The organism is Paenibacillus plantarum (genome assembly GCF_013141695.1).
Classification (GTDB): Bacteria; Bacillota; Bacilli; order Paenibacillales; family NBRC-103111; genus Paenibacillus_E; species Paenibacillus_E plantarum.
In genome coordinates, this window is record NZ_WHNY01000005.1 from 119060 (window position 1) to 133813 (window position 14754).

Genomic DNA, 14754 nt, shown 5'->3' on the forward strand with positions numbered 1-14754 from the left:
CAAACGTCATGCAAAAAGGAGGATCGAACAATATGGAAATACGGCGCGCGATTCTTAAGACCCGCGATCCGGGAAGGGAAGTCGGATGGCAACGGCAATGGCGCATTTACAAGCAGCACCGTGCGCTTATTGTTATGCTGCTGCCTGGACTGGCACTATTTCTGTTGTTCAGCTACGTGCCGTTGTATGGCATTGTCATTGCGTTCAAGCATTTTCAGATTACCGAGGGCATTCTCGGCAGCCCATGGGCTGGCTTGGAGAATTTCGAGCGATTGTTCAAGGGGAACGGCTTTCTGAATGCACTACGTCATTCGGTGCTGATTGCTTTCTTGAAAATGGTGTTTGTGTTTCCAGCACCGATCGTACTGGCGTTGCTGCTGAACGAGATCCGGCTGACTTGGTTTCGGCGGACGATTCAAACGGTGACATATTTGCCGCATTTTTTCTCGTGGGTCGTGCTTGCGGGCATCTTGTTTCCGTTTCTAGGCAGTGAGGGTGGATTCAATAAACTGCTCTCCCTGTTCGGCATCGCGGAGCAGTTGTGGTTGCTAGAGCCGGACTATTTTTACGGTGCGGTCGTACTGACCGACATTTGGCAATCCGCGGGCTGGGGATCAATCGTCTATTTTGCGGTGCTGGCTTCAATCGATCCAAGCCTCTATGAGGCTGCGATCGCGGATGGAGCAAGCCGCTGGCGGCGAATCTGGCATATCAGTCTGCCGTCGCTCGCGCCAACTGTCATCATCATGTACTTACTATCGATCGGCCACTTCCTGTCGGTCGGCTTCGACCAAATTTACAACCTGATGACGCCCCCTACCTCAGGAGTAGGGGAGATTCTCGATACGTACGTGCTACGTCGGTTGTTGACGATGGATTACGAGCTTGGCACCGCTGCGGGGTTGTTCAATTCAACTGTTGGGCTGACGCTGGTGCTTGTCGCTAATGCGTTGGTCAAGCTATTCAACAAGGAGCGAGGATTATGGTAGCGAGAAGGGGGGGGAGAATGTGAAAACAACTTGGGGCGAGCGATCGTTCGACGCGCTGAATGCTGCTTTCTTGACGATTTTCGGGCTTGCGACGCTGTATCCGCTGTTATACATTATTACGCTTTCGTTCAGCACGCCGGCGGATGCGCTGGCGATGAAGTTTTATTGGTTCCCGCTGCATCCGACGCTTATGTCGTACGAGAAAGTACTTGCGCATCCTGATCTGTTGTCGGCTTACGGTAATACGCTGATCCGAACAGGCGTCGGTATTGCGATTTCGCTAACCATGACGGCGATGATTGCGTATCCATTGTCCAGGCGCACGTTTCCGCATCGGAAGCTGATCATGAAACTCTTCGTCTTCAGTATGCTGTTCAGCGGCGGCACGATCCCGATGTTTTTGTTAGTGAAAAATCTCGGCTTGCTCAATACATTGTGGGCGCTTGTTTTGCCCGGTGCGGTGTCGGCGTTCAACATGATCGTGATGCGCAACTTCTTCGAGGGTATCCCGGCCGAAATTATCGAGTCAGCGCGCATCGACGGCGCTTCCGAAATGCGAGTACTCATGCGCATTGTGTTGCCGCTGTCCGTGCCAGTAATGGCCGTCATGGCGCTCTGGGTCGGCGTCGCGCATTGGAACCACTGGTTTGATGCACTAATCTACACAACGGACAACCGGTGGCAAGTGTTGCAGCTGTTCCTGCGCAGAACCGTCGTCGATGCGACAGTATCGCTGACTCCGGGCGAGGATATCAACCGGATTAACGAGGAATATACGCCGGAGTCGCTCAAAGCGGCCACGATCGTGGCAGTGACGCTGCCGATTCTGTTTCTGTACCCGTTCATCCAGCGGTATTTCGTCAAAGGCATCATGCTGGGTTCAGTCAAAGGCTAGGTATATAGGCCTTGCGGTGCGAACTGGGTATGCCGATATAATACAATACAATTTCATGTAGGAGGTTACAGGATGAATGCAAAAATAGGGGTAAAAGGGTGGTCAGTGCTGGCGGTTGTTTGCTCGTTGGCACTTACAGCATGCTCGAATGGAGGGGGAGAAGTCGTATCGTCCACGGCTTCGCCGAGCGCGGCAAGTGCGACGCCGGCAGAGCCAATGGAAATCAAATGGATGGTACCTTCAGCGGATTTGACCGCCAACTCCCGTACAGTGCAGTATTTGCAGGAGAAATTTAACGTCAAAATCAACTATTATTCGATTCCGCAGGCCGATTACGTGCAGAAGCAGCAAATACTGCTTACGTCTGGTGACGTGCCTGACGTTATGTTCGTCTACGATCCGAACCAGTTGTTCAAATATGCGGGCCAGGGGCTGATCGCTGAGCTACCGCTCAAAACGATTGAGGAGAACGCGCCCAAAACGAAAGCGGTGCTGGACAGCTTCGCCAATCAAGGCTGGTACTATACGAACCTGAATGGCAAAAATTACGGCTTGCCAACCACCTACTTTACCGGTCAGTTCAACACGAAGCAAGGATGGCGGGTGGACCTGCTGAAGAAAGCGGGCGTCGATAAAATTCCAGAAACGATCGACGAAATGACAGCCGCGTTCGCCAAGCTGAAGCAGATCGGCGTTTACGGCATGTCGACCAACGGCAATTCGTACTACCTCCAGTTCTGGTCGATATTCGGTGCCTACGGCGTTATGCCGACGCAATGGATGCTGAAGGATGGCAAGGTGGTCAACGGCGCAGTCGTGCCGGAAGCGAAGGAAGCGCTGACGGTGCTTGCGGACTGGTACGCCAAGGGCTATATCGATCCTGAATTCGTAACTGGCAAAGACCTGGACAAGAAGCTAGTCGAAGGGAAAATTGCGTATTCGCACAATACGAGTATAGGGTCGTTCGACGCGAACAACCCGCAATCAGCGATCAGCGCGATGAAAAAAATCAATCCGGACGCGGATCTCCAAATAGCCCCTCTGCCAAAAGGGCCGCGCGGCCAGCAGGGCGGTTGGGCATGGGGAACGGCGGGAAACCTCTTCGCGTTCGGCAAGCAGATGGAGAAGCAGCCGGAAAAGGTCAAAAAAGTGCTTGAAATCATGGAGGCAATTCGCAATGACGAGCAAGTGTTTCTGGATGCTGGCGTCGGCGTCAAGGGCAAGCAGTGGGATTACAACACGCCTTCGGATACGCAAAGCGGTATTAAGTTCCTTCCTCCTTACGACGACAGGGCCAAGCTTGCGACTGAAGGTCTGAGAAACAACTTCGACACGCTGTTCGCCGGTGGTCCGGCTCCTACAATTTTTGAAAAGGCACTCGGAAAATCGAGCGTTGAGCTCCTTGACAAGTATAACAAGCCGGTATCGGATATCTTTGGCAAGTCTGATGTGTTGCCGTCATCAGGGAAATATTGGGGCGATCTGACGAAGCTGAAAATGGATGTATACGCCCAGATCGTGCGCGGTGACAAACCCGTTTCGTACTTCGATGAATTCGTTAAGCAGTGGAACGACTTGGGCGGCACTGAGTTAGAGAAGGAAGCTAACGATCTTTATAAATCGGTACAAGGCAGCAAATAATGAACGGCGATAACGGTGGCGCGCGGAGGTGCGCCGCCGTTCGCGTTCCGTCGGAAGCGGCGGAGCGTGTTGCCTGAGCGCAAGTGGGGAGGATGAGTACGATGGAATGTAAGCAAATCATAATCGAGGATCAGCTAAATAGGGTCGGATATGCATGGCCGCCCACGCTGCTCGGTTTCGTCCGGCAGGATGAAGAAGCGGCGATGCAATCAGCCTGGCTCGCAGACAGTAACGGCGACGCTGTTCCGTTCCAATGGCGGCGGACAGATACAGAAACGCGGTTATGCCTGGTTGCCGATCTGCCGACGGGAGCCGAGAGACGATTCGAATGGCGCAATGGGATGGCGCCCGCGCCGGCAACCAAGTACGGCCGGGTGACAGTCATGCGGGATAACGGAGGCGTGCAGGTGGATAACGGACGGCTTTCAGTACGGTTCACGGAGGGCCAGCTCGTGAACGGCGAGCTGTTTGCGTTGCGCATGGCCGGCTTCACTGCGGAGGGCGTCGCTCGCATTGACGGCGGCAGCCGCAAGTTGCTTACCGCGGAAGGGACGGTAACGGCGGATGGACCAGTATTTGCTGAATACGAGTTTGTATGCCAATTCGAAGGTGAAGCGGAGTACCGTGCGACCGTAACGGTTGCCGCCGGCATGGACTATATCGAGCTGCGCGAGCGGATGTCCGGCTTTGACTCTGGCCAAAGCGCGATGCTCGCGATCGAGTGGCTTTCGTTTGCCCCCACTCACCGGTATACGAAGCCTCGCGGCGTGGAGCCGATCGATCGCTACCTGAACGGGAACGGTGAGCTGCCCTTCGGGGTAAAGCCTTACGATAACGCGGTATGCTGGCAACAGGCGAAAGCGGCGGCCTTTGCCGACGAAGCGGTCGCGGCCGCCGTATTTGTCAAAGACAGCGGCTTCTGGGACGACGGCGAGTATGCATTATGGGGCTCGCCGCAGTCGCTGGCACTCCGCTTTCGTTGGTCGCGTCGCCACCAAACACTAAGTTGGGAGTATCCGCTGGCTGCGGGTACTCGCTGCACGGCGGTTGCGCTGTACCCAGCGCAGCGGCAAATGGCCTCGACGGGAGGATCGTACGTTGACGAGCTGTGGTTATGGCACGAGTTCCTTTCTCTCGATAAGGTGAAAGACTGGACGCTGGCATGGGAGGAGCAGCAGGCTGACTATCCGCGCCTGTTCCGCGAGGAGCGGCTGCCGCAGCGGATGCACAACTGGTTCGGCTACACCGCGACGAAGCCGTCGCCGGGCGACATGGAAGCGATCGTAGACCGCTTGTCATTTTGCCTGCATAGGCCGGGAGATCTGAGTCCGGTGGCGGCACGCGAATTTTATACTTGGGCGTCCACGTTCGATTTGGCAGCCCCGACAATGACGCCCGGCCAGTTCGACCGGCTGAAGGCTGCATGGGCGTTTATGGCATACGCTCACAATGAGGAGTGCTTCATGCCGGTGTTGAATATGCTCGCCGGACATCCTAACTTCCTCGTCGACGTGAAAAGCGTCCCTGCTCTAATGGCCGCGCTGTTTCCCGCTCATCCCGACGCGCGCTGCTGGAAGGACGATTTCGAACGGGCAATGGCGCTGAACGCGAAGTACCATGTTCGGCCCGACGTACCTTCCTGGGGAGCTAAGGGAGGGAGACATACGGAAAATTTGGCTTGTTACACACTCTATAACTTGAAAGCAATGTTGTATCCAGTTATGGCGATTCAGCGGGTATGGGGAGAGCATGCGGTCGCTTATCCGAATTACGCCAAGTGGTTATCATGGCTGCTGAATGCGCTGACAGCCCCGGTCGAAGGTGCGCGTCACGTACCGCCGCAAGGAGCTCACGCTGGCGGACACGTCGACGATTATGCTGCGCCGCTGACACTGCGCACAGCCGCGTTCGGCTTGCAGTCCATTGAGCCACTACTGGCCGAGCATCTGCTCCATGTAAGCCCGGCCGATGCGCGGGGCTACGCGGAGCGCGAGCCTAATACGGATATTTGGCGGGGCGCAGACGATGCGCCGCACGACGGCAACACGGGCACGCGGCCGACGCTCCGCTCGGCGACATACACCGGTTACGGCTTCATCATGCGTGCTGCAGTTGGCGAACCAGTGGAAGCTTCCGTGCACCTGCAGCAGATTGACGAAGGTCCGAATTACCGCTGGGGGCGCTCGGGACAAGGTGGCTGCGGCGTCATCACCTACTACACAGATGGCAAGCGACTCAGCTTCAACCGCAAGGAGGATGTCGGCGACGACAATATGGGCGACGTGCAGGCTTGTTGTAATTTTGGCGTCCTGTACGGGCACGAGTTTCGTAGCGTCGGGCGCGGTGAGTTGACCGAGCCACTGCTCGATCTCGGTTTTGCCCAATTCTCTCAGGTGATGGCGGGCCCCTACGCTAGCCCGGCTTATCATTCGCGCAGCGTGCTGATGTCCGGGAGCGATTATATTCTCGTCTACGATCAGGTCGGCGACATGCGGGTGAGGGGGAGGTTTGCCTGGTTCGTGCAGGAGAGCGACACTTTCCCGACGATATGCCAGCTGAAGCCGGGCGTACCCGGTTATGACGTCGCTCCCGGCATTCCGGCTGAGCTTGGGCCGGGTGCTTATCGTAACGTCAACGACGAGTCGAAGGGGAAATATTACGACGGGAATGGCCACTTCCTGACGCTCGTTTCTCCTCACCGAAAAGGCGATTACGGCTACTTGCTGGGCGTTGAAGCGACAGCGTATGGAGCTGTTGTGACGCTCAACGACCGACGCGACTTCGTGTTCCGTGATGAAGCTGCCATTTCGTTCGATGAAGGCGGCGTTTCATTCGTTGGCCATGCAGGTATTGTTCGGCTGTACAGCGCGGAGAAAGCGGAAGCGGCGCTGTTCGTTGGCTCGTGTATCGGCGCCGCTGGCGTTGTCTTAGAGGTAGCTGATATTGCCGATGAATCGACTGATGAGCTGCGACCTACAGGTCTATCCTTCGTCCGCAATGGTACAGAGCTTAGGGGCGGGTATGCTGGCGGGGGGGCCATCATGACGCTGACCTTGCCGGAACCGCTTCACAGTACAGCGTATCGACTATACGTCGATGGCGTTTTGCTAGAGCCGCAGGGTGCAAATGGGGGGAACGTCTCTTTCCGCCTGCCGGCAGGGAGCGGGAAGTGGGAATGGACGGATCAGTTGCCGATACCGGCAGCTGTGCAAGTAGCAGGTTACCGGGCCGCGTCAGGCTTGGCTGATCTGATTTGGGAGCCGGCTGCAGGGGCAGAGAGTTACGAGATCGCCGTTAGCGATAATGGCGGCGCGAATTGGACTGTCGCGGTGTCGGGCATCTCCGGCGAGTCGGACTCGGAGCTTCCATTGCACTGGCGGCTTGCCGGGACGAACGGCACAAAGCGCCATGTGCGAATAAGGGCTGTCAACCGCGACCGAAAGGGGCCATGGAGCGATGATTATCCCGTATACTTTACGGGGGAACCTCCGCAACGAACGGACGGTCTGCGAGTTGCGCGAACAAAACGAGGCTTCCGGTTGACGTGGGGCTGGCAACTCGGGGCAACTGGCTATAGGTTGTACCGTCGCGCGCGCGACGAAGGTGACTTTGACGTCGTCTATGAAGGTAAGTTACCCGCATACGACGATGAGACCGCCGATCCGGCGTGTGTCTATGAATACTGCGTCGCCGCTTGCAACGGCAATGGTGAGGGGCAAGCTTCACCGCCTAGGGACACGGCGCCTGACGGTCTGGCCGATTGGGACCCGCGGCCGGACGAACCGTTCCGCCGTTACACGCGCAGTCACGAATACGGTTATAACGGGTTTGACCATTGGTCTAACGATAGTAAGCTGGTGCTTTCCTACCCGGGGGCGGATGAATGATAGCGCCATTCTAGGCGGTGGAAAAGGAGATGAGCTAACATCCATGGATATGGGCTCCCCATATGAAACGATTGTTTATAAAGAAGCGGCTGGGTATCAGCTTCGGCTGTTGGTATGCCGGCCGGACGAGTGGAGCGCTGCTGACGCAAGGTCAGCCGTCGTCTGGATTCACGGCGGTGGCTGGCGGGGGGGACGGCCGGAAATGCTGCTGCGCCATTGCCGTTTGTTTGCAGCACGCGGCGCGGTGACGTTTAGCGTTGAATACCGGCTCATGACGAATGAAGGACATGATGTGGAGTCGGGAAAGGCGCATGGCGTAGAAACGTGCATCGAAGATTGTCGCTCGGCAATGCGCTTTATACGCCTCCATGCGGCTGAACTTGGTATTAATCCAAACCGAATCGCGGTTGTCGGCGACTCCGCCGGCGGCCATCTGGCGTTGAGCCTCGCCACGATTGATTGCTATGATGCCCCCGGTGAAGATACTTCCGTAACAGCAATGGCAAATGCTGTCGTGAACTGCAATGGCATCGTCGATTTTACTGGCCGTTGGAAAGCGGCAGTACCAGTTGTCGATGTTGAGAAAGTCGGTGGAGACCCGGTGCGGGCCTGGATGATACGCCACGAGCAGGCAAAGGCGCTGTCTCCGCTGAATCACGTGAGCGCAGGCCAGCCGCCGATGCTGATTATGCAAGGCTTGCTGGACGTAACCGTCGTGCCCGAGGAGGCGGTACGCTTCTACGAAGCGTATACAGAGGCGGGCAACGAGGCTGAACTCGTGCTGTATCCTCATCTAGCCCATGCGTTCGTCCTTTTCGATTACAAGACGGAAGAGAAGGAAGTGCTGAAAGTCATTGCCCGCATTGACCAATTTTTAACTCGATATGACTATTTGCCGGCTCCCGTTCTGTAAGCCGTGTAGGAAAGGTGAAAACCAACTTAATTATATTAAAAAATTTGAAGACTAAACTAACACAGGAGCGATAGCTCAATGAATTAAAACGGGATCTGCAGCTGCGGATCCCGTTTTAATTGTTATTCTGGAAGGTATCACATTATTGCAGAGGGTACTTTGAAGCATTTCCTTGCAGTTGGGGCAAAAAACGCCCTCAATTTGGCCGCTTGTGCTCAAATAATGGCGTTTTTTTAGTTTACACTTTTATATAAGATCTCGTCCGCTATCACTTTCTGTATAGATCGATATAAGTACGATTGCCGTCTCTTCCCCTATATTTCTTACCAAATGGGGTGTGCATGCGTTCCAACTGAACGAATCGCCCTCTCCGAATTCAGCCCCATCCTCTCCCTGCTCTGCGTAAATGCTGCCTTTAATAACTAAATGGACCTCTTCACCTTCATGTGCATGAGGTGTATCTCCTGTAGAGGCTCCGGGGGGGAGCTCTACAAGCATCATTCTAACGTTTTTCGTAGAGCTCAGGTGCTCCACCTTCAGAAATTCGGAGCCGCTTGTTGTGGTTCTTCGTTCATTCTTTCGAACAATATTCATTCGATCTTCTTTCTTTAGAAGCAAATAAGCTAATGGCACATTCAAAGCCTGCGCTATATGTTCCAACGTTGCTATAGAGGGGGAAGTTTTATTAGTTTCAACCTGACTCATGAAGCCTTGGGACAAGCCGGTTTCTTCGCAAATTTGAGCGATGGTGATATTTTTTCTCTTCCGAATCGCTCGAATAGTTGAGCCGATATCCATCCTAATGCACTCCTTAAATATTAGTAATAAGAATTATAATTTCATATTAGCAATTTTCGTATTGACAAGTCAATGAATTCTGCATTAAATTAGTTATATAAACTTTATTTCTTTATTACTAATATTTTATGAAGGGGAGATTACGAATGACGAAAACAGCAGTTATTTCAATCATTATGCGTGTGGTGATAGGAATCATATTTATAATGCATGGAATCGACAAACTTCAAATGGGACTCAGCAATGTTGAGGCGTGGTTTAGCTCGATCGGTATACCGGGATTTGTAGCTTATTTCGTAGCAATACTTGAACTTGTCGGCGGTATTATGCTGATTGTGGGATTGTTTACTCGTTATGTATCTGGCTTGTTTGTAATTATGTTAATGGGTGCAATTGTAACAACGAAGCTTTCGGTAGGACTTCTGGGAGATGGGCAAATGGCTGGTTATGAATTGGATCTTGGATTTATGTTGGTTTTGTTGTATCTGGTTGTTGGTGAGCAATCGACGCTCTCAGTCGACCGTCTTATTATGAACAAACGCTGAGCATAACTTACAATTAAGGGGAATCATTATGAAACCATTTTATCAATATGACATTCATTTACCGCTCAATATGGACCCGGACAAGAAATATCCAGTCGTCTTTACCCTGCATGGCAAAGGCTCCAATGAAAAAAATATGTTCGGTCTGGTCGCTCCGTTGGCAGATGATTTCATCATCATTGGTATCCGTGGCAACCTACTACTTGGCTCAGGATATCAGTATTATGATTTGAAAAGCCTAGGCAATCCCATCCGTGAGATGTTTGATGAAGCGGCAAAACAACTCGAAGCTTTCATTTATTATGCGACAGAAAAGTATCCGATTGATCCAGGCAAACGCTATCTACTGGGCTTTAGCCAAGGCGCGATCCTGTCGATGACACTAGCACTTACGATGGGAGAGGAGCTGAAGGGAATTGTTTCCCTGAACGGGTACGTTCCTGACTTTGTGAAGACAGAGTATCCGCTCCGAAGTGTGAAGGATGTATCGGTATTTATTTCACATGGCGAGTATGATTCCGTATTCCCAGTTCGGATCGGTCATGAGACGGCGTCATATTTCAAGAATCTAGCGCCGCGCCTAACATTTAATCTATATCCTACCGACCACGGCGTTTCGGAAGAGAACCAAATTGATTTTCTGAATTGGCTTATGCAAGATACTGGTTTGACTACAACTAAGGAGTGAGAAGCGATATGATGCCTTCCTATTTTTTCGCGCATGGCGCACCGTCGATCGTGCTTGAGGATAACGAATATACACAATTGCTTAAAAAATTTAAGGACAATAACCCTAGACCGAAAGCAATCGTGCTCTTTAGCGCTCACTGGGAAGAGTCGGTACAGGCGGTCAGCGCTGCTGAGACGTATGAAACCATCTATGATTTTGGCGGGTTTCAGGATGAACTTTATACGATGACCTACCCGGCTAAAAGCGATCGTTCACTAAGCGAGCATGTTCGAGCGCTGTTTGAAAAACAAGGCATTCAGAGTGTTCTCAATGAGAGTAGAGGACTTGATCACGGAGCTTGGGCGGTTTTGAAGCTGCTGTATCCGGAGGCGGATATCCCGGTTGTCGCTTTATCCGTGAATCGTCATCTGAGTAACGAGCAGCAGTATCAGATCGGCAAAGCGCTGGGGGAACTTAGGGAACAAGATGTTCTCATTATTGGAAGCGGAGGAACCGTTCATAATTTAAGAAGATTGAATTGGCAGTCTGAAGGAAACGACGATTGGGCTGAGCAGTTCGATAACTGGCTTCAGAATAAGCTTGAGTCATGGGATACAGAAGCGTTATTTCAATATCAAGAGCTAGCTCCCAATGCCCAAGCAGCCGTGCCAACGAGCGAACATTTTATTCCGCTGTTACTTGCAATGGGATCCGGGGACTCCAATCGTCAGGCAAAGCTGCTTCATCGCAGTTACCAATACGGCAACCTAAGCTTAAGCTGTTGGCAATTTAGCTAATGAAGCTAAATGAAAGAGGCCGGATCGGATGAAATCCGCAGGCAAAGCGGCAATGGAGAGGATGATTATTTTCTCCATTGCCGCGGTTTATATTGTTCAGCAACTGACGCAACTGGAGATGCTAACTCCTGTGCTGGGAAGCCTTGTCTTTTTGGCAATCGCACTATTGTTGCCGAATCTTAAGGGGGTAACTTTCTGGCTTACAGTATCCTTTATGGTTGTCGGAATTCTCCTCATGTTGTTTCAAAAAGTGGAGACTTCTGTTTGGTTTGAGTCAGCGGGAATCAACGTGACGATCGTAACGCTTTTTCTATTCGCGCCGTTGTTCGGGATTCCAGTCCGGATTCCCGAATACGTCGAAGCGCTGAAGCGTTTCTACGAAGAAAATTTTCGCAGCAAAGCAGCTTTATTCATAGGAACGCAGTTTCTTACACAAATTATGGGTGTGTTTATCAACGTCGGTTCGATTCCTGTCGTATATCAAATGGTTTTTGTTAAGCCGCAACCCGGTATGTCTCGGCTGCTTACCAATGCATTAAACAGGGGATTCGCGGGGGCGATACTATGGTCACCGTATTTTGCTGCGATGACGCTTGTGACATCGGCGCTTGAGTTGTCTTGGTCTTCCGTTCTTCCTTATATGCTCGGTTTAGCTGTCCTAAGTCTTGTCGTAAGTTTGGCGGTCGATTTCCGAGAGCTACGGGCGGCTGAAACGGAGCCACCTCAACAGGAAATGGCTGAGAAGCAGGGTAGTGCGGTGTTTCCGAAAGGGCTTGGCATATATTTAATATCCGCAATAATTGCCATATTGATATTGGAACGGTTAGTCCAGTTGCCAATGGTGTTGTTAATTTGTATGGCAGCGGTATTATTTCCGCTAATTTGGTGCATGGCTAAGGGAGCGATGCCCGTATACAGACAAGGGTTGAAGAATCATATTACCGTTACGCTACCCGCCTTGCAGAAGGAAATCACACTATTTTTGGCTGCCGGCTTTTTCAGCGGCTCAATTGGCGCAACCCGTTTCGGCTCCTCAATTCCGGCAATGCTCGAGCAAATACCACTGTCGGTAACCATAACATTCTCGCTATTCACGGTTGTTCTCATTGCGGGATCATCGTTAATTGGTCTTCACCCGATTGTGCCGGTAACCATTCTTGCAGGCGGCATTGATCCGGTGAGCGTGCAGATAAGTCCGTTGTATTTCGGAGTGCTGCTGCTCGGAAGCTGGAGCTTGTCCAATCCCATATCACCAGCCTCGGCCGTGAACAATTTACTGGCGGGTTTGTTTAAGAAGCCGGTGTTTGAGGTGGCTGCGCCAAATTACAAATTCGCAGGCTGTATGGCAATCGTGCTCATTATTTATTTGATGGTTGTGTTAGGGAATTAAGAAAGATAGATGATCATGTGTCGGAAATCCCAATTGCAAATTGAAAAGGAGAAGTATCCATGCCAGTGGCTCAAAGATTTGATCCTAAAGTGATTTCACTTCTACAAGAGAAAATAAAACTGATCAAAAAGGGCGAAGGGGCGGTATATCTTGTCGGACCCATTAAGCTGCCGGTTAACTTATTTGGGGAGACCATCCAGTTTAATTGGTACTGCTGGCTCAATTGCAATGAAGTGACGGAAGACTTTGAGCGTATTGTCGCCAAATTATCTGCTGCTAATTTAGCGGAATATCAACAATCGAGTGTACTTGTTCATGGAGATTTTCAACATTCAGATCATGCCTTGATTCGGTTTCACTCCATCTGTCATACCGGAGATATTTTTGGCAGTAAGCGATGTGACTGTGGATATCAGCTTCATCAGTCGTTGAAACATATTGCCGATCATGGAAGCGGCGCGTTATTTTATCTGGCTAATCATGAAGGACGAGGTATCGGGCTCTTCAGCAAAGCGCTTGCCTATATTTTACAAGAAAACGGATATGATACCGTGGATGCCAATCTTCAGCTTGGTTTTGTGGATGATTCACGTGATTATAGCGACGCTATTAAGGTGTTAAAAGCACTTCGAACGAAGCCGGTCACTCTGATCACAAATAATCCCAAAAAATTAGATGCGCTTAGTAAAGCGGGTCTGGATGTAGAGGATCGCGTGCAGCTTTGGGGAGATGTCTCCGAGTATAACGAGAAGTATTTGAAAACGAAAATCGATCGGTCCGGGCACTTGAATGGAGACGAAGGCTGTTGTAATAATGACTGACCACAGGTTAGACAATTCCGAATATGTTTGTTGGATCTGTCATTGCTCAAACACAAAAAGAATGATCCCCCTCAAATCGAAGGAGGATCATTCTTTTTGTCGTTAGACTAGCAGCAGCAAGCAGAAGAAGTAGCCGTTTTTAATCAGTTGACAAAAAATCCTTCCTCCCGTATTATTTAAACAGTTGTTTTAAATGATTGTTTAATAAAAGGAGTGGTACAAATGGGATCGTCAATAGCGGCTTTTTTGAAGCCTGCAACAACCAAGGTAGGGATTATTACAGCGATTACGTTTCAGTTGCTGTTTAGCATCATATGGATGACCGGGTATTCGGGAGTTTCGGATAATACGAAGAATTTGAAGATTGCGATCGTAAATGAAGATCAAGCTATGGGTGGCAAAATTGTTCAAAACCTGCAAAGCAATCTCCCTTTCCAAACGGAGGTTATCGCGTCAAATGAAGAAGCTCAGAACAAGCTAAACCTGCGTGAAGTGCAAATGGTTATGCACATTTCGCCGGATTTTTCGAAAAAATTACAAACGCCAGGACAGACTGCACCAATCATCTATACGGTTAATGAGTCAAATCCGTCGATGACGAAGTCGATCATGCAGGCTGTGGCAGGGAATATTACAGCAACGGTAAATAAAGAAGCAGTAGCCGCAGGGGCATCGGCTGTTTTGACACAGATGAACCCTCAACTTCCAGCTGAGCAAGCGACTCAGATTGCACAAGGGTTAGCGAGTAAAGTGAGTTCAGATATCCAAAGCACCAATAAAGTAAAGGATATGCCGAATCAAATGCTGCCTATGATGCTTGTGCTAGCTTCCATCGTGGGTACGATGATTATGGGGATGAACTTCAGTGTAACGACAAATCTTCTAGGTGCTTCTCTGACTAAAACACAAAAAATGGCTGCACGTATTGGGATTACGGTGGTTGCTGCGATTGTCGTTGGACTCATCAGTGCCATCATGGTTGTTTCGTTGGGTGGGCATGTAGATAAAGGATTTGTTGCTCTTTGGGGCTTTGAATCGTTGTTCTTATTAACGTTTGCTCTGGTTGCTCAAATGTTTTTGACTTTGTTTGGGAACGCAGGTATGCTATTTAACATTGCTATGTTATCCCTGCAGTTGGTCTCATCCGGTGCGATTGTACCGAGAGAGCTTCTGTCAGATTTCTATCATTCGATCAGTAATTTCTTCCCAGCAACGTATGCAGTGAACGGGTTGATGAATATTTTGTTCGGTGGACCTGGTGTTGGCAGCGAAGTTGGCTTTTTATTCGTGATTGCCGCGGTGGCACTTGTTATTGATATGGTGGTTGTATTTGCGAAAAAAGTAAAGACAGCTCCAGCGGTAGGTCGTGTTCCATCAAACGCTTAACTTAGAATTAGGAGGGCGCTAG

12 protein-coding genes are annotated in these 14754 nt (G+C 50.9%); 11 read left to right on the forward strand and 1 reads right to left on the reverse strand.

Annotation, left to right across the window (positions count from 1 at the left end; genetic code table 11):
• The first annotated feature begins 32 nt into the window (after positions 1-32).
• From GC096_RS01840 to GC096_RS01860, 5 genes are all read left to right on the forward strand, one after another.
• The gene (locus GC096_RS01840; RefSeq protein WP_171628604.1) at positions 33-989 is read left to right on the forward strand and encodes an ABC transporter permease; all 957 of its coding nucleotides are present in this window, start codon (positions 33-35) and stop codon (positions 987-989) included.
• 19 nt (positions 990-1008) lie between these two features.
• Positions 1009-1884: a carbohydrate ABC transporter permease gene (locus GC096_RS01845; protein WP_312886161.1), complete on the forward strand. Its 876-nt coding sequence runs from the start codon at positions 1009-1011 to the stop codon at positions 1882-1884.
• A 72-nt stretch (positions 1885-1956) separates the two neighbouring features.
• On the forward strand, positions 1957-3525 hold the full coding sequence (locus tag GC096_RS01850; RefSeq protein ID WP_171628606.1) for an extracellular solute-binding protein: 1569 nt from the start codon (positions 1957-1959) through the stop codon (positions 3523-3525).
• A gap of 101 nt (positions 3526-3626) precedes the next feature.
• A complete protein-coding gene (locus GC096_RS01855; RefSeq protein ID WP_171628607.1) occupies positions 3627-7412 on the forward strand; it encodes a fibronectin type III domain-containing protein in 3786 nt (1261 codons plus the stop codon).
• Between the two features lie 43 nt (positions 7413-7455).
• A complete protein-coding gene (locus GC096_RS01860; protein ID WP_171628608.1) occupies positions 7456-8325 on the forward strand; it encodes an alpha/beta hydrolase in 870 nt (289 codons plus the stop codon).
• A 246-nt stretch (positions 8326-8571) separates the two neighbouring features.
• Here GC096_RS01860 and GC096_RS01865 read toward each other — a convergent pair whose 3' ends face one another.
• Positions 8572-9123: a helix-turn-helix domain-containing protein gene (locus tag GC096_RS01865; protein WP_171628609.1), complete on the reverse strand. Its 552-nt coding sequence runs from the start codon at positions 9121-9123 to the stop codon at positions 8572-8574.
• Between the two features lie 146 nt (positions 9124-9269).
• On the opposite strand from GC096_RS01865, the gene GC096_RS01870 reads away from it, so the two are divergent.
• The 6 genes from GC096_RS01870 (at position 9270) to GC096_RS01895 (ending at position 14732) form a co-directional block, all read left to right on the forward strand.
• A complete protein-coding gene (locus GC096_RS01870) occupies positions 9270-9668 on the forward strand; it encodes a DoxX family protein (RefSeq protein WP_171628610.1) in 399 nt (132 codons plus the stop codon).
• A 28-nt stretch (positions 9669-9696) separates the two neighbouring features.
• Positions 9697-10356: an alpha/beta hydrolase gene (locus GC096_RS01875; protein WP_171628611.1), complete on the forward strand. Its 660-nt coding sequence runs from the start codon at positions 9697-9699 to the stop codon at positions 10354-10356.
• 8 nt (positions 10357-10364) lie between these two features.
• A complete protein-coding gene (locus GC096_RS01880; RefSeq protein WP_171628612.1) occupies positions 10365-11135 on the forward strand; it encodes a DODA-type extradiol aromatic ring-opening family dioxygenase in 771 nt (256 codons plus the stop codon).
• A gap of 28 nt (positions 11136-11163) precedes the next feature.
• Positions 11164-12525: a hypothetical protein gene (locus GC096_RS01885; protein WP_171628613.1), complete on the forward strand. Its 1362-nt coding sequence runs from the start codon at positions 11164-11166 to the stop codon at positions 12523-12525.
• A gap of 59 nt (positions 12526-12584) precedes the next feature.
• A complete protein-coding gene (locus GC096_RS01890) occupies positions 12585-13346 on the forward strand; it encodes a GTP cyclohydrolase II (RefSeq protein WP_171628614.1) in 762 nt (253 codons plus the stop codon).
• Positions 13347-13568: 222 nt separating this feature from the next.
• Positions 13569-14732, forward strand: coding sequence for a YhgE/Pip domain-containing protein (locus GC096_RS01895; protein WP_171628615.1), 1164 nt, complete (start codon positions 13569-13571; stop codon positions 14730-14732).
• Positions 14733-14754: the final 22 nt, after the last annotated feature.

Excerpts from the sequence above, each read along its gene's own strand:
- GC096_RS01860 (WP_171628608.1), top strand. The coding sequence starts at position 7,456 with ATGGATATGGGCTCCCCATATGAAACGATTGTTTATAAAGAAGCGGCT.
- GC096_RS01895 (WP_171628615.1), top strand. The coding sequence starts at position 13,569 with ATGGGATCGTCAATAGCGGCTTTTTTGAAGCCTGCAACAACCAAGGTA.
- GC096_RS01875 (WP_171628611.1), top strand. The coding sequence starts at position 9,697 with ATGAAACCATTTTATCAATATGACATTCATTTACCGCTCAATATGGAC.
- GC096_RS01870 (WP_171628610.1), top strand. The coding sequence starts at position 9,270 with ATGACGAAAACAGCAGTTATTTCAATCATTATGCGTGTGGTGATAGGA.
- GC096_RS01880 (WP_171628612.1), top strand. The coding sequence starts at position 10,365 with ATGATGCCTTCCTATTTTTTCGCGCATGGCGCACCGTCGATCGTGCTT.
- GC096_RS01855 (WP_171628607.1), top strand. The coding sequence starts at position 3,627 with ATGGAATGTAAGCAAATCATAATCGAGGATCAGCTAAATAGGGTCGGA.
- GC096_RS01840 (WP_171628604.1), top strand. The coding sequence starts at position 33 with ATGGAAATACGGCGCGCGATTCTTAAGACCCGCGATCCGGGAAGGGAA.
- GC096_RS01885 (WP_171628613.1), top strand. The coding sequence starts at position 11,164 with ATGAAATCCGCAGGCAAAGCGGCAATGGAGAGGATGATTATTTTCTCC.
- GC096_RS01850 (WP_171628606.1), top strand. The coding sequence starts at position 1,957 with ATGAATGCAAAAATAGGGGTAAAAGGGTGGTCAGTGCTGGCGGTTGTT.
- GC096_RS01865 (WP_171628609.1), bottom strand. The coding sequence starts at position 9,123 with ATGGATATCGGCTCAACTATTCGAGCGATTCGGAAGAGAAAAAATATC.
- GC096_RS01890 (WP_171628614.1), top strand. The coding sequence starts at position 12,585 with ATGCCAGTGGCTCAAAGATTTGATCCTAAAGTGATTTCACTTCTACAA.